The following is a 16,625-nucleotide window of genomic DNA, read 5'->3' on the forward strand; positions in this document are numbered from 1 at the left end:
TCCCGCAACCCTCCATCGAAGGCAACCGCATGGCTCGCCAAACACACGACCGCGAAGATCTGCTGGCCGAAGGCGTCAATTTGCCGGAGCGTGCTCGTTTGCGTCACCTTCCGACCGACCGAGAATGGCTGATTGGTTGGCGAAAGGACGGTGGACCCGCGATTTACGACGGACCAGACCGTGTTTTTCAGTTCAACGCAAAGAACGAACTGCGGAGAGTCTACCTGGACGGCGAAAAATTCGCAGCGCAAGACAAATCGCTCTGCCGAATGGTTCGCCCAACCGCGTCTCAGCAGTGCCAATCCACCGACAGGGCCCAATCCACCGAACGAGTCCGGATGCAATGGCAGCCGCTCTCGCCCGCCGGAGCCGAACGAATCGCGGAGGAATGGGCGACCACGCGGGATTCATTTCTCAGCTCCCTCGAATCCGCAGCCGCGGAACGGCTCGCTCGTTCGAACGGCGACTCGTCTCGCAAAGACTCGGTTTACGACTGGCAATCCGTCGGATGCGACTCCGAAACGTTGCTTAAGCGCACACAAACTTGGCTGAAATCTATCAGCAACAATCCCGCGATCGCCGCCCAGCCCAACGCTTAGAGCGAACCATTCTTCCCATCTTTTCCAAATCCACACACTTGGACGCTTGAAATGGTGTAGGCTTGAAAGAATAATGCCACCCCGTGACAGATAGCCGCCACAGTGACAGATTTCTTTCACCCGGCAATCTCGAATTCGCGTTGGCATCAATCCCCACACCTTGTTCAGCAGCCCAGTGACCACCGACGAACGTCGTGATCGATTGCGTGATTTGGTCAAAGACCGCGGATTCGCGGCTTTGGGCGAATTGGCTGAACAATTGTCCGTCAGCGAATCGACGATTCGTCGCGACCTGGAGATGCTAGAAGAGGCCGGATTGGCCCGCCGAACCCACGGCGGCGTCTACTGGACCGGCGAATCCGACACGATCGGTGTCTTCCAATCGCGAAACGACGATTTCTGGGCCGCGAAACAGGCCATCGGACGGGCCGCCGCGGAACTGGTCTCCGACCACGACACGATTCTGCTGGATGGTGGTAGCACCGTCTACGAATTGGCACGATTGATCGTGCACCGTCCGCTGCAGGTGGTCACGAATTCCTTGCCAGTCGCTCACTTGTTGTCCACCAGCGATTCCATCGACCTGGTCATGATCGGAGGCTGCGTTCGCGGACGCACTTCCGTAACGATCGGGCCGCTCGCCGATTCGCAGCTCGCAACGATCAACGTCACCACGTCGTTTCTTTCCGTGGCGGGCGTTTCTCCGCGAGGCTTCTTCAACAGCGACATGATGCTGGTGGAAAGCGAGAAAGCCATGTTGGCTTCCGCCGAACGCAGCATCGTTTTGGCCGACCACAGCAAGTTCGGAAAAACCAGCCTGAGCCGAATTTGCGAGTTAGATGAAATAGACACGGTGGTCACCGATGACGGGCTCGATTCCGACGCAAAAGCGTGGCTGGAATCGTCCGGTGTGCAACTACGCTTGGCTTCGACTTCGTCACCACCCGGCACACCCAAAGCCGCCCCCACCCCGAACTCCTCCCCCACTCACTCCTTGAACAACGCGAATCTCACATGAGCTTGGCCGTCGATCGTTCTCAAATCGAAGCTCTCGTCCGCAACGCGATTCGACAATCCGGTGGCGTTTCACCATCGTCGATTGCGTCGTCCGTCGCTTCGGCTCAACAGCCTCTTGGTTGGGTCGATGGCAAACCGAATTTGCGCGTCAGCATTTCCGCACGCCATTGTCACCTAACCGATGAACACGTCGAGATTCTTTTTGGTCGCGGCAGCGTTCTAGAACCCGACAAAGACCTCTACCAAGACGGATTTTACGCGGCCAAGCAAACCGTGATGGTCGTCGGTCCTCGCAAACGTATGCTGCCGAGCGTCCGAGTGCTTGGTCCCACGCGTGGTGCTAGCCAAGTCGAACTCGCTCTCACCGATTCGATCTCATTGGGCATCGACGCGCCCGTTCGTCACAGCGGCAAAATCGACGGCACGCCCGGTTGCGTTTTGGTCGGCCCGGCCGGCAGCGTTCAACTCGAACAAGGTGTCATCCGCGCCGCTCGTCATGTGCACATGAACTTCGCCGACGCGGATTACTACGGTGTCCAAGACGGCGACATGATGCAGCTTTCGGTTCGCAGCCCAGACTGCAGCGTTTCGTTCGAAGACGTTCTGGTTCGTGCCGACGAAGCCGCCAAGTTGGAAGTCCACATCGACACCGACGAAGGCAACGCCTGCAACCTGGACGCGGCAACCGAAGTCGAACTGAAGAAGTCCGGCTGTGCGTGCCAACACTGACGGATGGTTTTGGTTTCGAGATTTGAAGAGACAAAGCCTCGGCCGGTGGAACCGACCCTACGCAGTTCAGAATTGGCCGGTGGAACCGGCCCTACAGGGTTCGGTATGACCGAATGCAACATACGACATTTCCCGATCAAACTCACGTAGGTCCGGTTCCACCGGACACCTCCCACCAAATCACTTACCCATTCACGTTTCCCCTTTCCTTTTTAGGTATCTCAAAAGATGGCCAAGATCAGTGAAGCCCTCGGCATGATCGAAACCAAAGGTTTCGTTTCGGCAGTTGAGGCAACCGACGCAATGATGAAAGCCGCCAACGTTCAGTTCCTCGGTTGGGACAAAATCGGTGCCGGCTTGGCAACCGTGTTCGTCACCGGTGACGTGGCTGCTGTCAAAGCCGCCACCGACGCGGGTGCAGCAGCGGCTGGACGCGTGGGCGAAGTCGTCAGCGTTCAAGTCATTCCTCGCCCTCACGGCGACCTGGAAAAAATGCTGAAGCTGCCAAGCTCGTCCAAGAAGTAAGCACCTCGGTTTGACACGATTATTGTCCCCCCAAACACACAACCACTGATAGAGAAACTGAAATGAACGATGCCATTGGTTTGATTGAAACGAAGGGCTTGTTGCCTTTGGTCGAAGCCACCGACGCGATGGCCAAAGCCGCCAACGTCGAAGTCCTCAAACGAGTCGACTTGGGCGGCGGATTGGTCACCACCGTCGTCAGCGGTGACGTCGGTAGCGTTCGCGCCGCTGTCGAAGCCGGTGCCGCCGCAGCCGCTCAGGTTGGCGAACTGGTCAGCAGCCACGTGATCGCTCGTCCCGCCGAAGGCTTGATGGCCGCTTACTTCAATTGATCGTCGGGCTGATCGCTTGCGGCAGCGTGCGTTGATCCGATTCGTCTGATCAACACTTGGTTGCACTGGAGCGATCTCCCAACGTGAAACCTCTTTCACAAGGACCGTGATTCGATGTTGATCCTCGTAGCCAATTTGGGTTCGACCAGCTTCAAGTACAAACTGCTGGACATGTCCGGCGACTACGAAGTCTCGAACGCTTCCGCCGATTCTCGTGTGCTCGCCCGTGGAGCCGTCGACCGAATCGGTGAACCGATGAGCCAATGCGAGGTGACGATCACACGTTCGCATCAAGGGGAAACGTTTCAAGAAGAAACGAAGATGCCCGTGCCTGATCACGGCGTCGCGGTCCAAGCCTGCTTGGATCAACTGACACATCCCGAAAACGGATGTTTGAAAGAGGCCAATGAAGTTTCCGCGATCGGTTTCAAAGCCGTTCACGGAGGACGCAAAAGCGGCACGTTTGTCGTCGATGACGACGTGCTGGATGCGATGGACGAAATGAGTGCCGCCGCCCCGGCGCACAACCCGCCGTACATCGCCGCGATGAAATTGTTACGCCAACGTTTTCCGGAGCTTCCTTTGGTTGCCGCGTTTGAAACCGAATTCCACGACTCGATCTCGCCGGAGCGTCGCACCTATGCGATCCCCGCGGATTGGACGCGTGAAATGCGGATTCAAAAATGGGGCTTCCATGGTTCCAGCCACCGCTACATCGCCGAACGCACCGCGGAAATTCTGGGACGTGACGATGCGAAAATCATCTCCTGTCACCTCGGTGGCAGCAGTTCACTGACCGCGATTGATTCTGGCAAGAGCGTCATGACCACCATGGGCATGACACCTCAAACCGGCGTCCCGCAGAACAACCGCGTGGGCGATTTCGACGCTTTCGCGATTCCGTTGATCATGCAGCGCACCGGTCAATCGCTCGACGAAGTGTTGCAAACGCTCGCCAGCCAAGGCGGACTGAAAGGCCTCTCCGGCGGCATGGCGGATTTACGAGACATCGAAGGCGCAGCAGCCGACGGCAACGCCGATGCGAAGCTCGCTTTGGGTGTCTACATCGAAGAGATAAGACGTCACCTCGGCGGCATGATGGTCGCTTTGGGTCGCTTGGACGCCATCGTCTTCACCGGAGGGATTGGCGAAAACAGCGATGTCATTCGAGCGGGCGTTTGTGCCGGCTTGGAAGGCTTCGGAATCGAAATCGACACCGCCAAGAACGACGACAAACGCGGGGAAGGAAGCCTGCACACGGACGCGAGCAAGACACAAATCCTGATCGTGCCCACCAACGAAGAATGGATCGTAGCCAAGCGAAGTCTCCAAGCCCTCGCCCAAACCCCGTAGGTCAGGTCCCACCTGACAACCACCAGTAGGTCAGGTCCCACCTGACAACACCCGTAGGTCAGGCCCCGCCTGACGGCCGCCAAATTCAACCTGGCAATTCCACACACCACACCTCGCCCACAAACAACTCCATGTTCCTAGCCCGCGTGACTGGATCGGTCGTATGCACCCAAAAGGTGGCATCCATGACCGGTCATAAATTGCTGATTGTCGAGCCATACCGGCTTGATGAGAAAACGCGTGCAAAGCTTTCCTCAACAGGTCGCACGTTCATCGCGGTCGACACGTTGGGTGCTGGCGAAGGCGAACTGGTGTTGGTGTGCCAAGGCAGCAGCGCCCGGCTGACGCCTGAAACCAAAACGTTGCCCATCGACGCCGTCGTCATCGGCCTCGTCGATTCCGTTCACGTCGACGCCAAAGAAGTCAAAGTCAAACCTTAACAACACCCATCCACCCCAATCCTAGCGGCAGGGCGCAAGCCCTCCGGTGCGTGGTCCTCCGACCCGAACACAGTCCCTCAACCTACCTGCAAGTGCCGCGATTCCTCCGGCACGCCGACTCAACCGCCGACCACCTCTCATCTCACCACCCATTTCAATCATGCAACTCGACGAAAACACCATCCGCAGCGTTGTCGCTCAAGTGCTCGCCGAAGTAGGCCCCATGCCTCCCGGTGCCGCACAAGCCGAGAAGGCACACCACGGATCGCACGGGATCTTCGGCAATGCATCCGACGCGGTTGCCGCGGCGCGTCGCGCGTTTGAACAACTTCGCGAACGTCCGATGGAGGACCGCAAACGCATCATCGACATCATTCGCAAAATCAGCATCGAGAACTGCGAAGAACTCGGGTTGATGGAGATGCGAGAAACCGGCATCGGCCGTCCGGAACACAAGATCGAGAAACTGCGGACGCTCGGCGAACTATCGCCCGGTACCGAGTTCCTGCAAACCAAAGCCTTCTCTGGCGACCATGGTTTGGCCATCATCGAACGAGCCCCCTTCGGTGTCATCGCGGCCATCACGCCCGTCACTCACAGTTTGCCAACCATCACCGGCAATGCGGTCAGCATGATCGCGGGCGGCAACGCGGTTGTTGTGAACCCTCACCCATCAGGCCGTCTCGTTGCTGCCGAAGGAGTTCGCCGTTTCAACGAAGCCATCGCTCGCGAAGTCGGCATCGACAATCTAATTTGTGTGATCGCCGAACCGACGCTGGAAAGTGCATCGGAACTGTTCGGCCATCGCGACGTCGCGCTGATCTGTGTTACCGGCGGCCCCGCCGTTGGTCGTGCCGCTTTGAACAGTGGCAAGCGAGCCATTGTGGCCGGTCCCGGCAACCCGCCCGTCGTCGTGGACGAAACCGCCGACCTGGACAACGCGGCTCGCTGCATCATCCAAGGTGCCTCGTACGACAACAACTTGTTGTGCATCGCCGAAAAGGAAGTCTTCGTCGTCGATTCGGTCTTCGACAAAATGATGGCTGCCATGCGACGCGCGGGTGCGGTTGAGCTGAACCAATCGCAAATCGCGAAGCTGACTTCCGTCGCAATCGCTCAAGCCGGTGACGACAACCATGACGTCGCTGCGAAAGACTACATCGGAAAAGACGCCTCGGTATTGGCCGCGGCGGCCGGCGTCAAAGTTCCCGAGGAATGCGAACTGGTCTTCGGCGAAACCGACGAACATCACCCGTTTGTCAGCGTTGAACAAATGATGCCGTTCGTTCCCTTTGTGCGAGCCCGCGACGTCGACCACGCCATCGCGATGGCCAAGGAATACGAACACGGCTTTCGCCACACCGCGATCATTCACTCGCGCAACGTCCACAACATGACCAAGATGGGCAAAGAGTTGGACACAACGCTGTACGTGAAGAACGGTCCCTGTATGGCGGCTTTGGGTTTGGGCGGCGAAGGCTACCTGTCGTTCTCCATCGCGGGACCGACCGGCGAAGGCGTCACCACTCCCGACACGTTCACCCGCGAACGACGTTGCAGCATGATCGACGAACTGCGAGTGGTCTGAGATGCAACCGGCATGCGTCATCGGTCACACCCGCGCGACCGTCAAACACGAATCACTCCAAGGGCAACGCCTGATCATCGCCCAACCGACCGGCGTGGATGAGAAACCCGATGGGGCACCTTTGCTCGTGTTGGACGAACTCGGGTGTCGCATCGGCGACCGCGTGATGTTGACCAGCGAAGCCGGACTGATTCGAGACATGACCAGCTCCGAAAAATGCCCCGCACGTTGGAGCGTCATGGGGCTGATCGACGAACCCGTCAAGCAAACCAAACCAAAGCCAAAACGCAAAGCAACTCGCAAAAAGTAACTTTTCTCTCGACTACCAGATTTCAACTCACCTCGTCAAAAGCACCCCATGGCCTCCCACGCAACCCATCACGCCGCCCTCGCCAACGTCGACATCGCGTCGATCGTTGAAAAGGTCATGCGCCGGTTGCAGGAACAATCGCACACCGAAACGAAATCCACCAGCGACGCTCACGTCATCACCGACCGAGTCATCAGCGTCGAAACCATCGAGCATTTGCCCGCCGGTGTTCGTTCGATCGAAGTCGCGGGTGGAATCATCACTCCGGCAGCGAAAGACGAACTGAAATCACGCGGCATCACGCTCGCGAGCTCGACGATCTCCACATCGATCGAAACCGGAGCCACCAGCACAGGCAAACGTTTCGTTCACCTCCAAACCGACCTCACGTCACGCGACATTCGCGACGCCTGGGTTCGTCAATTGAATTCGCGTGGCGTCGATCATTGCCCACGAGCACAACGCACGGTCATCGCGACCAAGCATCCCGCCAAAACACTGCTCGCTCAGATTCAATCGGGTGCCCAAACCGTCCTGATCACGCGACTTTCGGACATTCAGCGGTTTGCTTCCGAGGTCTCGGCAGACACCTTCGTCTTGGACATGGAACGATTGAACCTGATCGAACTGGTCAACGCGGCGGGGTCGATCGCTCGTTTGCCCAAGCGTTCACAGACCGTGGAGGCCACACGATGAAGATCGCTCGAGTGATCGGAACCGTCACGCTGTCTCGCATGCATCCATCCATGCAAGGCTACAAACTTCGCTGCGTCGAAGTCGTTGAAAACGCGGATCAGATCCAAGTCAACGATCCCAAAGCCAAACCGATCGGCGGCGAGACGATTGTCGCGTGGGATCTCGTTGGCAGCGGCCCGGGTGACTGGGTCGCTCTGGCGGAAGGCCCCGAATCGGCCGCACCGTTTCGCCCCGATGTCAAACCGACCGACGCTTCCATCGTCGCAATTTTGGATCACAGCGAAGTCGCCTCCACCTAACCGAACAACTGGATCACGTCGATCCGATTCCCAAACCATTCCTCCCTTCACCTTTTCTGACTCGGACCACCTGTCATGCAAAACATCCACAAGATCAAACAAGACATGTGCGACATCGGTCGCCGAATCTACAACCGTCAATTCGCGGCGGCCAACGACGGCAACATCACCGTCCGAGTCAGCGAGAACGAAGTGCTTTGCACACCAACCCTGCACTGCAAAGGCTTCTTGACGCCAGACGACATTTCCATGATCGATATGACTGGCAAGCAAATCGCCGGTCGCAAGAAACGAAGCAGCGAAGCTTTGCTGCACTTGGAAATTTACAAGCAGCGTGACGACATCAAGTCGGTCGTTCACTGCCACCCGCCACACGCCACCGCTTTCGCGATCGCACGTGAACCCATTCCACAGTGCATCCTTCCCGAAGTCGAAGTGTTCTTGGGCGATGTGCCGATCACGAAATACGAAACTCCCGGCGGACAATCGTTCGCCGACACGATCATCCCGTTCGTCGACAAGACCAACGTGATGATCCTGGCGAACCACGGCACGGTCTCCTACGGCGAGACCGTTGAACAAGCTTACTGGTGGACCGAGATCCTCGACTCCTACTGCCGCATGTTGATGCTGGCCAAACAACTCGGCAACGTTTCGTTCTTGAACGAAGCCAAATCGCGTGAGTTGTTGGATCTGAAACAACAGTGGGGCTACAAGGATCCTCGCAATACAGCCGAGTACGAAGATTGCGACATCTGTGCCAACGACATCTTCCGCGATTCGTGGAAAGAGTCCGGCGTCGAGCGTCGTGCCTTCGCCGCACCACCGCCAATCAAGACTTCCAGCTCGACCGCATCGGCAGCCCCCGCCGGTGTCAACGAAGAACAGTTGGTCAAGCTGATCACCGACGAAGTCATGCGTCAAATGAAAGCTTCCAGCTAGCGTTTGCTCCTCGCAATCCGCGGGTTCGCCAGAACTCTGGAAACAGCAAACCGTAGCCGGATTCGCCAGAATTCGGAATCCTAGCGTCAGGGCGCAAGCCCTCCGGTCCCCCACCGGGCGGCTTGCGCCGCTCCGCTAACAACCCCAACCATCACTCACATCCAACTCAATTGATCTCATGAAAGTTTCCATCATCGGTGCCGGCGGACTCGTCGGATCCTGTGCCGCTTACGCATTGCAGTGCGGCGGTTTGGCTCGCGAAATCGCGTTGTTGGACGTCAACGTTGAAACGGCGGTGGGTCACGCGTTGGATTTGCAACACGGATCGCCCAGCACCGCTGACCAAACGATCGTCGGTGGTGGCTACGAACACATTCCTGACAGCGACATCATCTGCATCACGGCAGGCCTGCGCCGCAAACCGGATGAGTCGCGTTTGGACTTGATCAACCGCAACACGGACTTGTTCGTCCAAATCGTTCGGGACGTGAAAGCCGCGGGACCCAAGTCTTCGGCCATCGTTCTGGTCGTCAGCAACCCCGTCGACATCCTGACTTACGTCGCCGCCGGCATGCTGGGTTTGCCCACCAAACAAGTCATCGGACTGGGAACGCAACTGGACACGATTCGGTTCTGTTCGTTGATCGCTGAGCAGCTGAAGGCACCGCCAACGCAAACCAAAGCGTTGATTTTGGGTGAGCATGGCGACACGATGGTTCCGATTTGGAGCAGTGCCGCGATTGGTAGCTTGCCACTTGAAAAATTCCCCGGCTGGAACCCTTCGCTCGCCAATCAACTGTTCACGCGGACGCGAGGCAGCGGCGCCGAAGTGATCAAACGCAAGGGCGGAGCGGGCTTTGCCGTCGGCATCGCCATTCGTGACGTGATCGACGCGGTGATTCTGGATCGCCAGTGCCTGTTGCCGGTCAGCTCGGTTCAATCCGGATGCTATGGCATTCATGACGTGGCGTTAAGCGTCCCCACCGTGGTTGGACGAACTGGCGTGATCGATCAACTCGAAATCGATCTGTGGCCCAAAGAGGTCCAAGGCCTCCGAGCCAGCGGTGCTGCACTGCGAAAGACTTTGGATACGGTGTTGCCAAGAATCTCCTGACCCAAAGTAGAACGATTGCCCCCAATCGTTCCGCCGATGCACTCGACACGCCGAACCGCGTCGCCAACGCGGCATCGTGGTTCGCACGCCGCGACTCGCTCAACCAGTCAAACTTCACTCCGGAACAGTTGAGACAGCTGTTCTACTCTGACGGTTCCAGGCGGTGAAACGCGAGTCCGCTCAGCAGTTTCGGATAGAAGTACGTGCTCTTGGCCGGCATGCGTTCACCTTCCAAACTGATCGCTCGGACATGGTCCAGCGTCGCTGGCATCACCAAGGCCGCCAGCGTGTAGCTTCCCTCGCCTTCTGATTCGGCGAGCGTTCTCTCACCTCGCAAGCCCTTCACCACCTCCGCCACATCGTGAACGTAAGTTGGCTTGGTCGAACTCCCGATCGACAAACACTGCTCCAGCACCAAACGATGCAGCAGACTCACGCCCAAACCACGCCAAGTCTCACTGCGGTTGGCTGACAACTCACTCATGCGTGCGTGAGCCGCTTCGTTGGCATGTGCCATCACCCAAGTCTCATCCTCCGCTGCGTACATCGCCATCAACGATTGATCACCCGACAAACGCATTCGCATCCAAGCGTCCTGGGCCGCGGTGACTCCACCGGTCAGTTGCTCGCATTCGAACAGGCTTCCCAGAGCGTCCACCAGTTCATCAGCCCGAAACGATTTGCTTCGCAGTAATCGGTGAGTCGGCAAGACAACCATCCCCGGGTCATTCATACCAACCAACATGGTCATCACGTAGTTCGCGGGATGATCTTCATCGAGTCCACCAGCCTGCTCCGCGATGAAGTCTCGATAGGCACACGCGGTTTCGTAGCGATGATGACCATCCGCGACGAACATCGATTTGTCCGAAAGTGAACGAGAAACCTCGTCGATCGCTGCAGCATCGGTGACCGCCCAGACCTGGTGAAGAACGCCCAATTCATCCGTGGCCTCCATGATTGGATCGCCCGATTTGGCGGACTCCAACTTGTCGATCACGCTCTGTTCCGCGTCCTCGTACAGTCCAAAGATGGGACTGTTGTTCTGGCGAGTCGCCTGCATGAGCTTCAGCCGGTCTGCTTTCGCCTTGGCGTGCGTTTCTTCATGAGCGTGCACACTGCCGGTTCCAAATGACTCCAACCGCACTCGGCCCAGAAAGCCCCGACGGGTGAGTTTCTGCGTTTTGCCATCGGAATCGACCTCAAAGGTCTGATGATAAACGTAGAAAGCCGGTTCTGAATCCTGAACCAACACACCTTGCCGCAGCCATTGTTCAACAAAGGCACCGGCACGGTGATAGGTCTCATCCAGCTCGTCCCCCAATTCCTCGCGATTGAGGATCACGCGAATGACATTGGACGGATGCCGTTTGTAGAGTTGATCCTGCAAGTCTGGATCAATCACGTCGTACGGTGGAGCCACCACTTCGGAGAGCGAACGAATGTGCTCCAAGTTGTATCGAACCGCAGCGAACGGGGTGACCTTGGGCATGCAGATTCCTTCCCAAACAAACAATGGCAAATGGAGATTAGAAACGGATCAGACCAGCAGCCCATCCGTTTCCGGCAAACCAAACATGACGTTCATGTTCTGAACGGCCGCACCGCTGGCCCCCTTCGTCAGATTGTCGATGGCACAAACAATCACCACACGATTTCCCGAATGGCGAACCGTCATTTGCACATGATTCGTTCCCGCAACGTGCTTCGTCGCAGGTAAATGATCCACCACATGAACATACGGTGCGTCGGAATAGGTATCACGCAGCAAACTCATCATCGAATCAACCGCCGCATCGATGCCCCCGGCCTTCGCCGAAGGTTTGACGTAGATCGTCGACAAAATCCCCCGGTCCATCGGCGTCAAATGCGGCGTGAACATCAGCTCGATCGGAGTCCCTGAGATTCGTTCGACCAAGTCCATCATTTCCGGTGCATGGCGATGAGTCCCAACGGCATAGGCGGCGATCGATTCGTTGGTCTCGCAATACAACGTGCCCAGTTTGGGTGAGCGACCGGCACCCGACACGCCCGACTTACTGTCGACAATGATGTCATCGGTTTCGATCAGTCCCGATTGAACCAAAGGAGCCAAAGGCATGATCGCCGATGTCGGATAGCACCCCGGATTCGCCACAATATCCGCGGTCTTGATCTCATCGGCGAAGAACTCAGGCATCCCGTAAACGACGTTCCCGATTCGCTCCGGCCAAGGATGCTTCACACCGTACCAGTGCTCGTACGTCTGCAGGCTAGACAAACGGAAATCAGCGCTGAAGTCGATCACTCGCATGCCAGCTTCCGCCAACTCGCGAACGCTTTCTGCGGAAGCACCATGCGGCAAACAACACATCGCCACATCCGCCGCTTTCGCGATTTCGGAAGCGTCCAGCGGCTGCAACAGGACGTCGCATCGCCCAGCCAACATGGGATGAATCTCAGAAAGAGGCTTGCCCTCGTCTTGCCGGCTGGTTGCGACCACAAGATCGGCCCGCGGGTGCGTGAGCAACAGCCTTGCCACTTCCAACGCGGTGTAGCCGGTAGAACCAATCAGAGCGACGCGAAGATTTGATGACGACATGAAGGCAATTGTGATGGGGCGGTGGGGTGCGCGGCAAGCATCTGCGCGGCCATGAGCAGCCCGCGAGACACTTCAAGCATTTTTGCCCATGACGAAGCACGCGACGATGCGATGGACAAATTCTCGCCGCAGTTGTCGCTTTTTCCACCGTCCTCGGCAAGCCACACGATAGACGCCAATTCATCAACTGACGTTCGCGGGCCAATGGCGCGACCAGATTCCGCTCTTCGGGTTGCTTTCGGTTCAGTCGGCCTGGCCGCCGAGCGTCGGAAAGACCAAACGTCCGGCGAAATGACGAGCCATCTCCAGCACCGAATTCAAATCGTCTTTCTCGAAATAACCAGCGACATTTTTGTCATAGGCCAAAGCAATGTCACGTTTGTGACGCGACGTGGTAACGACAAACACAGCCAAGCGTTTCAGCGAATCGTCACGCCGCACCTCGGCCAGGAATTCATGCCCATTCAAACCAGGCATGTTCAGATCCAGAAACGCGAGAACCCCCACGTTTTCATTTCCATCCACCATTTCGCGAAGCTTTTCCAACGCCGCACGTCCGTCCGATGCGTGCACCAATTCGCAATCCACTTGATTGCGTTTCACGGCACGGCGAAACGCTTCCACATCCACCGCATCATCTTCGATCAGCAGAAACGTGGGGCGTCTGGTTTCTTCGTCAGTCATTGGCTCGGAAGAGAACGAGTTCATGTAGCTACGTTGATTGGTGATTCGTCTGTGGAACCTTCACTCGTCGATTGATTCTTCAATTCAATCTCTATCGGCCAAGTGAACGAAAAAGTCGTCCCCTTTCCAACGGAGGATCGCAACTGGATGTTGCCACCATAATGCTCGACGTGCTTCTTGGCGATGGCAAGTCCCATGCCGCTGCCCTCGGAAACGTCAGGAGCAACGCGTTGATACATTTGGAAGACTTTCTCGTGGAAGCGAGGATCGATACCGATCCCATTGTCCGCAACTTCCCATTTGTACCAATCGCCTTGTTTTTCACAACTGACATCAATTCGACCATTCTGGCCTTTGTCGTTGTACTTGACTGCGTTCGTGATCAAATTGAGCAGAACCTGTTTCAACGGCGTACGGACCGTGTCGAAGGTCGGTAGCTCTTCCCAATTGACCTGACAACCATCCGACGTATCCGCCATCTCAACGATGGAACTGACCAATTCTTCGCAATCCACGGTCTCGGGTTGGGCATCCACTCGGCCGACGCGGGAATAGTTCAGCAAATCGTCTAGCAAACATTCCATGCTTCGGACGCGCGATTGCATGTGCGTCAGATGCGATTGCGAGGCTTCGGGAAGGATGTCCTCGCAGTCTTCCTGTACCCAGCTTGCTAAATGTTGGATCCCTCGCAGTGGCGACTTCAAATCGTGAGAAGCAATGTACGCGAAGTTGTCCAATTCGCGGTTTGATTCCACCAATGCGTCCGCTTTCTTCGCCAACTCCTCGCTCAATGACTCGGACCGTTCGAGCAACTGCTTCGTTTCTTGGTTCTTGTCGCTAAAGACGCGAGCCGCACTGATCATTTGGGCGATCTCATCGGTACGTTCACCGTCAGTCGCAATTGACATCGTCTCGCCAGCCGCCAAACGCCGGAACATGTCGGTCAAACGACCAATGGGACCAATCACCGCCATCGACAGACTGGTGGCCAACAAGATGGCCAGCAAGACCGCACCAAATGCGGCGATCACAGCAATGATTCGAGAACGTTGGAACGATGCTTCACGGTTGCGTTGATTCAATACCTTCTGCTGCGAGACGTAGTCTTTCAACTTGGTGGACTGGTAGCTGAACTCAGCGATCTCGCCCGCCATCACGACGTTCGAATAAACCATGTAACCGCGAGTCGCCTGAAACGCTCGAGTCCCGACGCGTTGAAATGCCTGCAAGCTGGCCAACACGTCGCCGATGATCTCTTGAACATCATCCTGCTGATTGGATTCCATTTCTTGCAGCGTGCGACACAACTTACGTGACTTATCCAAGTTTGCCGCCGCAATGTCGAAGCTTGGCGTTTTCGGATTGTTGAAATACTCAAGCAATGCTCGGTGTGCCGACACGTAGGCTCCGCGAGCCCCACCGTGCACGACGATCTGTTGCTCATACTCCACAGGATCTTCCATAAAGTACGCACGCAAGCGATTGAATGCTTGCCGTGTTGTTTCCGCGACCTCAGGCAGCTCGACTTGTACCAATCGCGAACGAAGTTCACGTTCTTCCGCCGCCAGTTTTAGCTGTTCATTCAGGACCTCCAAGTGCCCCTTCATTTGATCCAGCGTGTCTTGAACTCCGAGGTCATCGGCATTCACGTTCTCAATCTCATTCGTCAATTGACTCTGCAGGCTCAATGCAGCTCGATACTGAGACGCTGCACCGGTCAACAGGTATCGCTCGCTACGCGATTTCAGCTCCTGCACTTTGCGATCAATCGCTTCGATCGCGATCGAGGTATTCTCGGCACGTTGGTATTCTTCAAAGCCCTTCAAAAGTGCGGACTGTCCACTCACGCCAATCCACGTGCTCAACACACACAGCGCAACGAAGCACGCACTCGCCAAGTAAATTCTTTGGCGGAGAGTTTGTCTTCCTAAGAGAGCAACCATGGCTTTCATCCGGATAAAAACTCATTCCAGTGGCGCAGGCTGGTTTCGTACGTTTTCATCACCGTGTTCCAAACGGCAACGTTGCTGAATCGCTTGACGTAAGAACCGCCGTCACGTTGTTGCCCTTTGCGAACAACCGTTTTCCCCGACGTGCCTTTCAAGTCCTCCGCCGCGGGCTTGCCTTGATACCAATAGTCCCACTCCGCTTCGCTCAGCTCTTCACGTGAGCGCTGCGGGTTGGAGATGTAGTATCCTTGGCGTGCAATGAAGGCGCCTGGCCAACCGGACAACCACCAATTCATGTATTCGTAAGCCGCGTCCTTCACCATGCCCGTCGTCCGCGACGAAAGGCACATGACACCGTGCCAAGCGCGGTAGCCTTCTTTGGGAGATGCGTAAACGCAATCGATCCCGCGTCCGGTCAAATCAAAAACCGCGGGTGAGAACATGCTTTCGATGACCGCTTCTCCGCGGCTCATCAAATCGACCGATGCCGGCACGCTGCTCCAAGTCCCACGAAAATGTCCTTTGCGTCGATAGCGTTCCAAGATGCCGAAAAGCTTCTCGAGGTCTGATTCGGTCAGAGCACCGATGTCTTCGAATTCGGCCAATCCTTTTGCTTGGACGGCCAACGCCAAGTCGAACAATCCAATGGTGGGCTCGTTCACAATCGCAACCCGGCCTGCCCAACGTTCATCCAGCAACCAACCCCAGGATTCCGTTTCAAATGGCTCGCCTCGTGGAACCACCGCCGCGTCGTAACCAAACGAGTCGACATTGTGCACGTACGGAAGAAACGTCACGTGATCCGTTGCGGAGCCACCCAGCGATCCATCCGGCTGAATGAACAGCAATTTGTTCGGAGCATCGCCGGCACCGATCTTCGCCTTCGGCGTCAGCTTCCCGACTCGCGTGAGCGGATTGATTTCGTCCCAATAGCGAATGCGATTGCGTTCGATCGGCTGAATGGCGCCGGCCTGCCACAACACTCGGATGCTGTTGGACCACTGCTCGTACAGATCAAACGTTTCGGGTCGGGTGGAAGCTTTGTGGAGCACCTCGGCACTTCCACCCGGACTGAATTCAAGTTTGATCCCAAGATCCGCTTCTGCCCGAACGCGTAAATCTTCCTGCAACGTCACGTGTGTCCCCAACACCCGAACCGTTGGCTTGCTGGGAATATGAATCGTCGGCGTGGACAGATCGTTCGATCGAGCCACCTTGGGTGCACTCGCAACCGACGCGGCAGAAGCCAGCGTCATGCCCAGCATATTGCGTCGATTGATTTTCATTGGATCGCGGATTGAAAGGAAAACGTCGATGTCGATCGCGATGGCGAGCGACTCTCCTTGCCCGAACCCTCCACATCGCAAACGTGAACCACACGCGAATCGTCTTCTTCGGCAACATCAACGATGGCCAATTGACCGGACCAATTGATTCGCCACTTGAACGTCGTGCGAGACGCCCCAA

At 56.7% G+C, this 16,625-nt stretch carries 18 protein-coding genes; 13 read left to right on the top strand and 5 right to left on the bottom strand.

Annotated features, from left to right (window positions below; translation table 11 throughout):
- Positions 1 to 29 precede the first annotated feature (29 nt).
- From LOC70_RS11690 to LOC70_RS11750, 13 genes are all read left to right on the top strand, one after another.
- The gene (locus LOC70_RS11690; protein ID WP_230253758.1) at positions 30 to 599 is read left to right on the top strand and encodes a hypothetical protein; all 570 of its coding nucleotides are present in this window, start codon (positions 30 to 32) and stop codon (positions 597 to 599) included.
- 175 nt (positions 600 to 774) lie between these two features.
- Positions 775 to 1,617 (top strand): DeoR/GlpR family DNA-binding transcription regulator, encoded by an 843-nt coding sequence (locus LOC70_RS11695; protein WP_230253800.1) that lies wholly within the window; start codon positions 775 to 777, stop codon positions 1,615 to 1,617.
- Positions 1,614 to 2,345 (top strand): phosphate propanoyltransferase, encoded by a 732-nt coding sequence (gene pduL / locus LOC70_RS11700; protein WP_230253759.1) that lies wholly within the window; start codon positions 1,614 to 1,616, stop codon positions 2,343 to 2,345. The genes LOC70_RS11695 and pduL overlap by 4 nt, the downstream gene beginning before the upstream one ends.
- 228 nt (positions 2,346 to 2,573) lie before the next feature.
- Positions 2,574 to 2,870, top strand: coding sequence for a BMC domain-containing protein (locus LOC70_RS11705; protein ID WP_230253760.1), 297 nt, complete (start codon positions 2,574 to 2,576; stop codon positions 2,868 to 2,870).
- A 62-nt stretch (positions 2,871 to 2,932) separates the two neighbouring features.
- The gene (locus tag LOC70_RS11710; protein ID WP_230253761.1) at positions 2,933 to 3,202 is read left to right on the top strand and encodes a BMC domain-containing protein; all 270 of its coding nucleotides are present in this window, start codon (positions 2,933 to 2,935) and stop codon (positions 3,200 to 3,202) included.
- A 114-nt stretch (positions 3,203 to 3,316) separates the two neighbouring features.
- Positions 3,317 to 4,555 (top strand): acetate/propionate family kinase, encoded by a 1,239-nt coding sequence (locus tag LOC70_RS11715; protein WP_230253762.1) that lies wholly within the window; start codon positions 3,317 to 3,319, stop codon positions 4,553 to 4,555.
- A 131-nt stretch (positions 4,556 to 4,686) separates the two neighbouring features.
- Positions 4,687 to 4,995 carry a EutN/CcmL family microcompartment protein gene (locus LOC70_RS11720; protein ID WP_230253763.1) on the top strand — a complete coding sequence of 103 codons (309 nt, stop codon included), beginning with the start codon at positions 4,687 to 4,689 and terminating at the stop codon, positions 4,993 to 4,995.
- Positions 4,996 to 5,155: 160 nt separating this feature from the next.
- On the top strand, positions 5,156 to 6,583 hold the full coding sequence (locus LOC70_RS11725) for an aldehyde dehydrogenase family protein (protein WP_230253764.1): 1,428 nt from the start codon (positions 5,156 to 5,158) through the stop codon (positions 6,581 to 6,583).
- Position 6,584: 1 nt separating this feature from the next.
- On the top strand, positions 6,585 to 6,893 hold the full coding sequence (locus LOC70_RS11730) for a EutN/CcmL family microcompartment protein (protein ID WP_230253765.1): 309 nt from the start codon (positions 6,585 to 6,587) through the stop codon (positions 6,891 to 6,893).
- Between the two features lie 48 nt (positions 6,894 to 6,941).
- Complete coding sequence (locus LOC70_RS11735; protein WP_230253766.1) at positions 6,942 to 7,589, top strand: hypothetical protein; 648 nt, start codon at positions 6,942 to 6,944, stop codon at positions 7,587 to 7,589.
- Complete coding sequence (locus LOC70_RS11740; protein ID WP_230253767.1) at positions 7,586 to 7,888, top strand: EutN/CcmL family microcompartment protein; 303 nt, start codon at positions 7,586 to 7,588, stop codon at positions 7,886 to 7,888. The genes LOC70_RS11735 and LOC70_RS11740 overlap by 4 nt, the downstream gene beginning before the upstream one ends.
- Before the next feature lie 75 nt (positions 7,889 to 7,963).
- Positions 7,964 to 8,830: a class II aldolase/adducin family protein gene (locus LOC70_RS11745; RefSeq protein WP_230253768.1), complete on the top strand. Its 867-nt coding sequence runs from the start codon at positions 7,964 to 7,966 to the stop codon at positions 8,828 to 8,830.
- A gap of 178 nt (positions 8,831 to 9,008) precedes the next feature.
- Entirely contained in the window at positions 9,009 to 9,944 is a 936-nt protein-coding gene (locus LOC70_RS11750; RefSeq protein ID WP_230253769.1) for a lactate/malate dehydrogenase family protein, read from the top strand.
- 142 nt (positions 9,945 to 10,086) lie between these two features.
- On the opposite strand, the gene LOC70_RS11755 is transcribed toward LOC70_RS11750, so the two are convergent.
- The 5 genes from LOC70_RS11755 to LOC70_RS11775 form a co-directional block, all read right to left on the bottom strand.
- Entirely contained in the window at positions 10,087 to 11,436 is a 1,350-nt protein-coding gene (locus tag LOC70_RS11755; protein WP_230253770.1) for a DUF1015 domain-containing protein, read from the bottom strand.
- Positions 11,437 to 11,484: 48 nt separating this feature from the next.
- Positions 11,485 to 12,525, bottom strand: a complete 1,041-nt coding sequence (argC, locus tag LOC70_RS11760) for an N-acetyl-gamma-glutamyl-phosphate reductase (protein ID WP_230253771.1) — start codon at positions 12,523 to 12,525, stop codon at positions 11,485 to 11,487.
- A 243-nt stretch (positions 12,526 to 12,768) separates the two neighbouring features.
- Positions 12,769 to 13,233, bottom strand: a complete 465-nt coding sequence (locus tag LOC70_RS11765; RefSeq protein WP_230253772.1) for a response regulator — start codon at positions 13,231 to 13,233, stop codon at positions 12,769 to 12,771.
- Positions 13,230 to 15,056, bottom strand: a complete 1,827-nt coding sequence (locus LOC70_RS11770) for a sensor histidine kinase (RefSeq protein ID WP_230253773.1) — start codon at positions 15,054 to 15,056, stop codon at positions 13,230 to 13,232. The genes LOC70_RS11765 and LOC70_RS11770 overlap by 4 nt, the downstream gene beginning before the upstream one ends.
- 101 nt (positions 15,057 to 15,157) lie before the next feature.
- The gene (locus LOC70_RS11775) at positions 15,158 to 16,444 is read right to left on the bottom strand and encodes an ABC transporter substrate-binding protein (RefSeq protein WP_230253774.1); all 1,287 of its coding nucleotides are present in this window, start codon (positions 16,442 to 16,444) and stop codon (positions 15,158 to 15,160) included.
- Positions 16,445 to 16,625 lie beyond the last annotated feature (181 nt).

The sequence above is a fragment of the Rhodopirellula halodulae genome (assembly GCF_020966775.1).
GTDB lineage: Bacteria > Planctomycetota > Planctomycetia > Pirellulales > Pirellulaceae > Rhodopirellula > Rhodopirellula halodulae.